This window comes from Candidatus Protofrankia californiensis (assembly GCF_900634765.1).
Classification (GTDB): domain Bacteria; phylum Actinomycetota; class Actinomycetes; order Frankiales; family Frankiaceae; genus Protofrankia; species Protofrankia californiensis.
The window spans coordinates 23,820-26,476 of record NZ_CAAAFT010000223.1 but is presented as its reverse complement, the minus strand read 5'-3'; the positions used below and the strand labels follow the sequence as shown (position 1 = coordinate 26,476).

General features: G+C 65.3%; 2 protein-coding genes and 1 pseudogene. 2 read left to right on the top strand and 1 reads right to left on the bottom strand.

Annotated elements, in window-relative coordinates:
• Positions 1-614: 614 nt before the first annotated feature.
• Together DD1DGNOD_RS12200 and DD1DGNOD_RS12195 are read left to right on the top strand one after the other, a co-directional pair.
• Positions 615-1,379, top strand: a complete 765-nt coding sequence (locus DD1DGNOD_RS12200; protein WP_131770157.1) for a hypothetical protein — start codon at positions 615-617, stop codon at positions 1,377-1,379.
• A gap of 37 nt (positions 1,380-1,416) precedes the next feature.
• Entirely contained in the window at positions 1,417-2,244 is an 828-nt protein-coding gene (locus DD1DGNOD_RS12195; protein WP_131770156.1) for a hypothetical protein, read from the top strand.
• Here the strand turns inward: DD1DGNOD_RS12195 and DD1DGNOD_RS30820 are convergent.
• A pseudogene (locus tag DD1DGNOD_RS30820) lies at positions 2,241-2,520 on the bottom strand (CopG family transcriptional regulator). The gene DD1DGNOD_RS12195 and the pseudogene DD1DGNOD_RS30820 sit on opposite strands and share 4 nt — an antisense overlap.
• Between the last annotated feature and the right edge of the window lie 137 nt (positions 2,521-2,657).

Sequence of the window (2,657 nt, the reverse complement as noted above, 5' to 3'; positions counted from 1 at the left end):
TCTGCGTCGTCGCGTTGAGGGGATGGCTTATCGGAGCTGTGGGCATGCTTCCCGTCCCTTCCGTTCCACCGCGATGAAGGCCCCACAGATACACCGAGTACTCTTTGGAATCCCTCGATCGGAAGAACGGAACAAGCGGCGACGCCGATCGTGACCCGAAACTCTGATCATCGCTGTCAGTAGTGGACTGACAGCGATGACGAGGTGGGAGTCAGGTCATGCCGCCCCTGGAGATCGTGATATTCGACGATAGAACGAGAACACATGTCCATCCTCATCCCCCGGGAGGAAAACGGCTACCCGACGGGGGTATTCCGGACAGGCAGCCAGGTTCTCGATCACACGAAGGCCCTTCGACACCCACCGGTGTCCAAGCCCGAAGTGGACTCCGCCCCCCGGCTCCTCGCGCATCGTCGGCAGTCACCCCTTCGAAGGGCAGAACTTCTCCACAAGGGAGATTCCGTGAACGTGCGGACCGGCTACTTTCAGGATCCGCCGTCCCGGACGGACAGTGAACTCCGGCATGCGAAGATGCGACGTCGAAATGACGCCGGCTGAACAGGTCGATGCGATCGGGAGCACGATCGCCGGCCAAGGAGGAGGTTTCATCGGTCATGGCGCTTCGACTGACTGCGCGGAAGGCTGCCGGCAACGAGAACACTGAGGGCCACGGCCAGGATGCTGGAGGTCACGATCAGGACGCTGGAGACGAGAACGCCGTCCAACAGGAGCGGGACCAACAGCGGGACCAAGCCAGTGACCTCCCTGAGACCGGCGCGAACCCGGCACAGGCTTCCGGCCGCACCCACCGCGCCCACCGCCAATGCCGCGCCCGCCGCGCCGACGGGCCGTTACGTCATCCCCGTGCACGCCTGGTCGCGGGCCGAGCCCTCGCGGGCCTGCTCGTCATCGGTCTGGCCATGTGCCTCTGGCAGGGCTGGCGCTGGTGGGCGGCGACGAGATCCGACGCCGCCGCGAACGCCGCGTTCACGGCCGACCGCGATGCCGCGATGACCGCCGGGCAGGACGGCATGATCGTATTCAACACCGTGGACTACCGCCGAGCAGAGGAGAACCTGGACGGTTGGGCCAGTGCCTCGACGAGCCCGCTCCAGGAGAAGGTCCGGCAGGAGCGCACACAGATCACCAAAACGATCACCGATGCCAAGACCGTCAACACCGCTCGACTCATCCAGTCCGGCCTCAACACGTTCGATCACTCCGCCGGCACGGCCAAGGTGATCGTGGTCATCGAGATCCGCTCGGTTCCCGACGGACAACCAGCGACAACCGAACGTACACGTCTCACAGGCGACGTGACACGGACGGCCTCGGGTTGGAAGCTCAGCTCAATACAGGCGGTCCCGGTGGGGAGATGACACCGCCGAGCCGATTTATGATCATGAGGACGCTGCTGTGACATCCGTTCACCGTTCCAAGACCAGCAAGACCGCGACACGTCCGCTCGCACCGGAACGGCGGTCTTCTCACCGACGACGCGGCAGCGACCCCGATGTCGCTGGCCCCGATGTCGCCGACGGGACCAAGGACACCTCGGCCACACCCGACGCGTCCGCTGACGGCGAGGGCTCCGATCTACTCGCTATGGACCCGGCGACCGGAAAACCGACGGCGGACGACGACACCGCGGTCGCCACCGGCGACCCGCTCGAGGAGCCGGCATCTCCCGATGACGACGAGCCGGCGCAATCCGCCGCGCCCGCTGTTCCCACTCTCGCCCGCCTCCAGGTTCTCGTGGCACTCACGATCGGCCTGGCGGTCGTGGTCACAGCAGCCGTCGCTTTGAGTATCCATGCGGACAGGGCCGGCCATCATGCCTTGTCGACCAACGACGCCTTCGTCGATTCCACCGCCACGACAACCATGATCGAGAATATCGGCAAGGTTGTGGAGACGGTCTTCACGGTCAACCCGAGCAACATTGCCGCCACCGAGCAGGCCGCCAAGGATTCTCTGACGGGACGAGCGACCGACCAGTACGAACGCCTCTATCGACCGCTGCTGCAGCAGCAGGCTCCGGCGCAGAGCGTCACCGTCACCACGACTGTCCGCTCCGTTGGTGTGACAGCGCTCAACGGCGACCGCGCCGAAGTGCTGGTACTGGCCGACCAGGCCGCGAAAAGCTCGTCGGCGGGGCAGTCCGACGGTGGCCCCGCGCACATCGGGCTGATCCTGGAACGCCAGAGCGACCTGTGGAAAATCTCAAGTATCGAGATATTCTAGCTAGCCGAAGAGCGCGCGATCTCGGAGGGACCCTGCTGCTGCCGGGCCTGCAGCAGGGCGTCCCGCCTGGCCTGGATCTCCTCGTCGGTGATCCGGTCCGTTTTCGGCTTCGGCGACCGCGATGAGTTCGTTGAGGCTGTCGCATTCGATCCGGCGGGCGACGGCCGCGGCGACGTATGCGGAAAGCGTCCTGCGGCTGGTGGGACATCCACTGCGGTGGCGGCTGCTGAGCGAGCTCGAGCGAAGCGATCGGCTGGTCCACGAGCTGACCAACAGGCGAACGGCTCACCACCGTCGATCCTGAGATTCACGCCGTTGGCGGAGCGGTTCTCCGCGAGAAAAGCGACTGCCTCCGCGCGGTCGACGCATCGTCGGCGACATCCTCACGGTATTATGACCGATCCGGCGGACGG

Excerpts from the sequence above, each read along its gene's own strand:
- DD1DGNOD_RS12200 (WP_131770157.1), top strand. The coding sequence starts at position 615 with ATGGCGCTTCGACTGACTGCGCGGAAGGCTGCCGGCAACGAGAACACT.